The sequence below is a fragment of the Ohtaekwangia sp. genome (genome assembly GCF_036568665.1).
Taxonomy (GTDB): domain Bacteria; phylum Bacteroidota; class Bacteroidia; order Cytophagales; family Cyclobacteriaceae; genus Ohtaekwangia.
Window position 1 is genome coordinate 1 of the sequence record NZ_DATCSD010000023.1, and the last position, 5,660, is coordinate 5,660.

Annotated in this window: 5 protein-coding genes; all 5 read left to right on the top strand. The window is 45.2% G+C overall.

Annotation, left to right across the window (positions count from 1 at the left end):
* Positions 1 to 117 precede the first annotated feature (117 nt).
* On the top strand, positions 118 to 1,014 hold the full coding sequence (locus VIN08_RS01165; protein ID WP_331958971.1) for a 1,4-dihydroxy-2-naphthoate polyprenyltransferase: 897 nt from the start codon (positions 118 to 120) through the stop codon (positions 1,012 to 1,014).
* A 106-nt stretch (positions 1,015 to 1,120) separates the two neighbouring features.
* The gene (locus VIN08_RS01170; protein ID WP_331958974.1) at positions 1,121 to 1,741 is read left to right on the top strand and encodes a DUF4136 domain-containing protein; all 621 of its coding nucleotides are present in this window, start codon (positions 1,121 to 1,123) and stop codon (positions 1,739 to 1,741) included.
* Positions 1,742 to 1,744: 3 nt separating this feature from the next.
* Complete coding sequence (locus VIN08_RS01175) at positions 1,745 to 2,362, top strand: hypothetical protein (RefSeq protein WP_331958977.1); 618 nt, start codon at positions 1,745 to 1,747, stop codon at positions 2,360 to 2,362.
* An 85-nt stretch (positions 2,363 to 2,447) separates the two neighbouring features.
* Complete coding sequence (gene guaA / locus VIN08_RS01180) at positions 2,448 to 3,974, top strand: glutamine-hydrolyzing GMP synthase (protein WP_331958980.1); 1,527 nt, start codon at positions 2,448 to 2,450, stop codon at positions 3,972 to 3,974.
* A gap of 84 nt (positions 3,975 to 4,058) precedes the next feature.
* Positions 4,059 to 5,660, top strand: a 1,602-nt coding sequence (locus VIN08_RS01185; protein ID WP_331958982.1) for an ABC transporter substrate-binding protein, incomplete at its 3' end; no start/stop codon positions are given.

The following is a 5,660-nucleotide window of genomic DNA, read 5'->3' on the forward strand; positions in this document are numbered from 1 at the left end:
GGTTCAAAAGTAAATCCGCTGGACAACGAGATCGTCAGCAAGATCCAGTAAATCAGGTATAAAATAGTTCGCGCATTTTATGTCGCGAAGAGTTTGAAAGTATACTTTTGTGTCAGCATGAATACGAAAGTCTGGCTTCAAGCATTCCGGTTACGCACACTTCCGCTGGCGCTGTCATGTATAGCGATGGGCGGATTTCTCGCTTCTGCTGCAGGAGCATTTCAATGGAATATTTTCCTGCTGTGCGTTTCCACTACTATATTTCTTCAGATACTCTCCAACCTAGCCAACGATTATGGCGACTCCGTGCATGGTGCCGATAGTACAGATCGTAAAGGTCCATCGCGTGCTGTGCAAAGTGGTGCGATCTCCGCACAACAGATGCGCAATGCGGTAATCATTTTTGTATTACTATGCCTGGCCAGCGGTATCGCGTTACTGTTTGTTTCGTTTGGTATAGACTGGAATGCTATTCTGTTCTTTTTTGGATTAGGTATACTCAGCATACTGGCCGCCATTGCCTATACCGTAGGCCGCAAGCCTTACGGATATATAGGGCTGGGTGATTTTTCGGTGCTTATATTTTTTGGTTTAGTAGGCGTGATGGGCTCGTACTATCTTTTTACGAAAGAGATCACCTGGTATCAGTTACTGCCTGCATTGAGCTGCGGTTTGTTTTCTATAGCGGTGCTTAACATCAACAACATTCGCGATATAGAGTCTGATCTGAAAGCCGGAAAATTTTCGATACCTGTTCGTATCGGCCGCGATAAAGCTATTGTATATCACTGGTTCCTGCTCACAAGCGGATTGGCCAGTGCTGCCTTGTATTGTATACTTACCTATACTACACTGTGGCAATTTCTGTTTATAGCCAGTGTGCCGCTGTTTATAAAAAATGGTATGGCCGTAAGCAGCAAGCCTTCGCATGAGCTTGATCCGTATCTGAAACAAATGGCGCTGTCTACGTTGCTGTTTGTGTTGTTGTTTGGTATTGGCCAGATATTGCGTTAAGCATTTCAAAGAAACTATTTTAAACCTATCGCAGGTATCGTGTGTCTAATGGGTGGAACGATAATTTACCATTGTTCCTGTCGTTCTATATCCAAAGCCCAGACGCATGAAATACCTTGTTGCCAGTATAATGATAGCGATGGCATGCTGGTCGTGTCATCCCGAGCCGGAAGCGTACGATCTGCTCGATCAAATGGTGGTTTCTACCAACTACGATACTACGGCTGTATTCAGTTCTTATCGCACCTATTCATTGCCAACCGATACGATCGGGTATATATCTGATACTGATCGGAACGATACCATTCGTACATCGCCCCAGTATAATCTTCCGCGCGGAGTATTAAAGGCGGTGGAAGCCAACATGAACAAGTATGGATATGAGCGCCTGCCGCAGGGACAATCGGCCGATATAGGTGTAAATGTATATGCGGTAAAGAACCTGAATCTTTTTCAACAGGTAATCTATCCTAATTATTACTACTCGGGTTATTACGGCTATGGTGGTTATAACTACTATCCGTATGTGCAGACGTATGCCTTTAACACCGGGTCGCTGGTAGTAGAGTTTGTTGATCTGAAAAATGCAGCCGCTAACAGTAAGTATAAAGTAATCTGGAACGCCTATATGGGCGATCTGTTCAACACCGCACGCGATGAAACAGAAGAGTCAGTCGATGCCGTGAACCAGGCATTTGATCAGTCGCCATACTTAAAATTACCGTAAGCCATGAAGTACCTGTTCAGTATATATTTCCTGTTTGTGGCGCACGTATTATGCGCACAAAACAATTACTTCTATATCAACCTCGATGTCAATCAACCTTTGTCGGGCAATAGCTGGATCGGCAACAATTCCAGCGCTAAAGGGGCGCGTATAGGTTACCGGGCGTTCATCAACGAAGGCGATCGGTTTTCGCTGGGTGTTGATTTCAATTTTACATCCTATAACCGGTATCATCCCACGGAAGTATTTCAGAATCCGGGAGGTGCGACCAGCACCGACTACTATAATTATCTATACCAGTACGGCCTTACGGTTAGCGGCCAGTATTATTTTCCAGTGGGTAATGGCGAACATTTCTTTCCGTATGTGGGCCTGGGTGTAGGGGGCAACCATCACGAATATACCCAGTACTATAATATTTACTCGGACATTGATAAGAAGTGGGGATTTCTGGCGCGGCCGGAAGCAGGTATTGTGATCAGGTTTGTGAAGAATCGCTCGATTGGAGCGCTGGCCGCTTTGCATTATGACTATACCACCAACAAGAGCGAAAAATTTAACGTGAGCAGTTTTTCGTCAGTCGGGTTTCAGATAGGGCTCGTATTTATGAACCGATATTGAGGCCGCGCCTCAATTTACTTGCCAGAGATACACTTTATTCACATTCATTCTTCCACCGAAAAAATCTCGGGTTATCTTTGCACCCATGCCGCAACAGATACTGATTTTAGATTTCGGTTCACAGTATACCCAGTTGATTGCCCGCAGGGTTCGTGAGCTCAATGTTTATTGTGAAATCCATCCATTTAACAAGATTCCTGCGATTACGCCCGATATTAAAGGTGTGATTCTCTCCGGAAGTCCGTGTTCCGTACGCGACCAGGGTTCTCCCGATGTGGATATCGAGCAGTTTGGCAAGCTCCCGGTGTTGGGTGTTTGTTATGGTGCGCAGCTTATTGCGCATAAAAGCGGTGGCCAGGTGCTTCCGTCTCACGCACGCGAATATGGTCGCGCCAAGCTTACCACGGTAGATCATCATAACGCATTGCTGAAAGAGATCGCCATCGATGGACAAGTCTGGATGTCGCATGCCGATACCATTGCTTCGGTGCCCGACAGCTTCGAGATCATTGCGGGTACCCCCTCCGTTAAGGTAGCGGCTTATCGCATAAAAGGAAAAGATATATATGGTATACAGTTTCACCCCGAAGTAACGCACACCATTCAAGGTAAAGAGTTGCTCCGGAATTTTGTGGTGCATATCTGTAACTGCCAGCAGGATTGGACTCCCGATCAATTTGTAGAAACCTCTGTTGAAAGTCTCAAGGCAAAGCTGGGCAACGATAAAGTAGTAATGGCGCTTTCGGGTGGTGTTGATTCAACGGTGGCGGCAATACTTATCCATAAAGCTATCGGCAAAAATCTGCATTGCATTTTTGTTGATAACGGGTTACTGCGCAAGAATGAATTTGAACAAGTGCTTGACTCTTACAAGCACATGGGTTTAAACATAAAAGGTGTAGATGCAAAAGATAAATTCTATACTGCGCTGAGTGGTCTTACCGATCCGGAAGCAAAGCGTAAAGCTATAGGCAAAACCTTTATCGATGTGTTTGATGAAGAATCACATCTTATCAGTGATGTGAAATGGCTGGGGCAGGGCACGATCTATCCGGATATTATTGAATCTGTTTCTGTAAAAGGTCCTTCTGTTACTATCAAGTCGCACCACAATGTGGGAGGCTTGCCGGCAAAAATGAAACTCAAAGTGATTGAACCGCTCAATACGTTATTCAAAGACGAAGTACGCGTTGTGGGTAAGACATTAGGTATAGATCCTGCTATATTGGGTCGTCATCCGTTCCCGGGTCCGGGGCTGGGTATTCGTATACTCGGTGATATTACAGCCGATAAGGTTCGTATACTGCAAGAGGTAGACAGCATCTTTATCGGTGGACTGCGCGAGCATGGTTTGTATGATAAAGTGTGGCAGGCAGGCGCTATGTTATTGCCGGTACAATCCGTAGGAGTAATGGGCGATGAAAGAACCTATGAACGTGTTGTGGCACTTCGTGCTGTTACGAGTACAGATGGTATGACTGCCGACTGGGCACATCTGCCGTACGAGTTTCTGGCGAATGTTTCCAGCGATATTATCAATAAAGTAAAAGGTGTAAACCGCGTGGTATACGACATCAGTTCGAAACCTCCGGCTACGATCGAGTGGGAGTAATGCATTGGAATGCCGGCAGGGTATATATATACCTATACCGGCACGCTGATCCACCACGGCAACATGTAAATTTCAGAGCATAGCATGATCAACAGAAAATTAATCGTTTGTCTGTCGTTTTTAATCCCCGTAACAACACTGGCCCAGGTTGTTGATTACAACAAGCAATTCTTCAACGCCAAACAGCTTTTCCGTGAGGGAAGATATAACCTGGCGATGGAGAGCTTTAAACCACTGATACCCTATGCGCAGGGGAACCAGTTTTCCGAATACGCTTCATTCTATTATGCGCTTGCAGCACACAACCAGGGGTATATGGCTGTATCGAAAGATATGTTCAACCAGTTGAAGTCGCTGCATCCTACATGGGACAAGATTGATGATGTGAACTTCTGGCTTGGCAAGATATACCTCGATGGTAAAGATTACTTCCAGGGATTAAAGTTGCTGGGTGCGATACAGGATAAGAAGATGAGCCGCGAAGTCGATGCGCTCAAAACAAAAGCATTAAGCAATGTTACGGATATAGAAACGCTGAAGATGATGCGTGAAGAATATCCGAAAGACGAAGTGGTGGGTAAAGCACTGGTGAATGCATTGGCAAAAGACATGGCCAACATTGAGAGCCGCACGTTGCTGGAGTCGCTTATCAACCAGTATAATTTAAAGAAGACCGATTACTTTCCGGAAACACCCAAGTCGATTCATAAAGATACCTATGCAGTGGGCGTAATGCTTCCGTTTATGGTAAATACACTTGATCCTACACCGGGCCGCAAGCGCAACCAGATTGTACTGGACTTCTATCAGGGTATGCAGCTCGCAGCCGATACACTGGCGGAGCAAAGTATAAAGATCAGTCTGCGTGCGTACGATACAGAACGGAACGTTGAAAAGATCAAGACCCTACTGAAGACGGATGAGTTGAAGAGTATAGATCTGCTGGTAGGACCATTCTTCCCGGAGGAGAATAAACCGGTTCAGGATTTTTCGCTGGCGAATAGAGTAAATGTATTCAATCCATTCTCGAACAACAGTGATGTAGTAGGTATAAATCCATATGCGTTTTTATATCAGCCGTCTGTAGAAACGATGGGTAAAAAATCCGGAGAATTTATGGCCAGCTATATGCGTAAGAAAAAGTGCCTGGTATTCTATGGCACATCGCGCAGGGATTCGTTGCTGGCAGCAACATTTGTAGAGAAAGCGCGCGAGAAAGGCGTGAAGATTATAGGAACACACCGTATAGCGAAAGAGTCACTGCCTAAAATTGTAAGTATACTCGCTACGCCAACCGAATTTGACGAGTTTAAATATCCCAAGCAATTCACATTGAAGAAAGATAGTCTCGGAGGTGTATTCGTAGCATCTGATGATGCACTGATATATACCAAGGTATTGGGTGCAGTAGATACACGCGGAGATTCTGCGGTAGTGCTTGGCTCGGAAGACTGGCTTGAACAAACAGCACTTGAACTTGACAAGTATAATGCATTGCCGGTAGTATTTGTAGCACCGAATACGCCACTCACCAGCAATCCGCATTTATCTTCTTTCATCGAGAAATTTGTGCGCAAGCATGGTCATACACCTTCTATGTATGCCATGATGGGCTATGAGTTTATGCTCTTCGCTGGAAATCAGTTGAAGAAGAACGGAGTATATTTCCAGGAAGAGATGAACAAA